Source organism: Escherichia sp. MOD1-EC7003, from assembly GCF_002965065.1.
Classification (GTDB): domain Bacteria; phylum Pseudomonadota; class Gammaproteobacteria; order Enterobacterales; family Enterobacteriaceae; genus Escherichia.
The window spans coordinates 1-470 of the sequence record NZ_PTRE01000088.1; the positions used below are offsets into that span (position 1 = coordinate 1).

General features: G+C 50.0%; 1 pseudogene. It reads left to right on the forward strand.

The annotated features are described in order from the left end of the window. A pseudogene (locus tag A7090_RS16150) lies at window positions 1-406 on the forward strand (phosphotriesterase family protein); the annotation flags it as partial. Between the last annotated feature and the right edge of the window lie 64 nt (window positions 407-470).

The following is a 470-nucleotide window of genomic DNA, read 5'->3' on the forward strand; positions in this document are numbered from 1 at the left end:
TGGACATTATTTTTGTAGAGCCGGAGGAAACAGACCAGACGGTTTAAATGAGCCGGTTACCCTTGATCAGTATGGGTTCATTTGTCAGGAGATGAACGACCTGATGGCCCAGGGCGTTCGAAATGTGATTGAGATGACCAACCGTTACATGGGGCGTAATGCGCAATTTATGCTCGATGTGATGCGCGAAACCGGGATCAACGTGGTGGCCTGTACCGGTTATTACCAGGATGCTTTTTTCCCGGAACATGTGGCGACCCGCAGTGTGCAGGAACTGGCCCAAGAGATGGTCGATGAAATTGAACAGGGTATTGATGGCACAGAACTGAAAGCCGGGATCATTGCGGAGATCGGCTCCAGCGAAGGGAAGATTACGCCGCTGGAAGAGAAGGTGTTTATTGCCGCCGGAGAGCGTTCAGAATTCTGTGTCACGTTAAAAATTCTACAGCGTCATCACATTATTCAGTCGC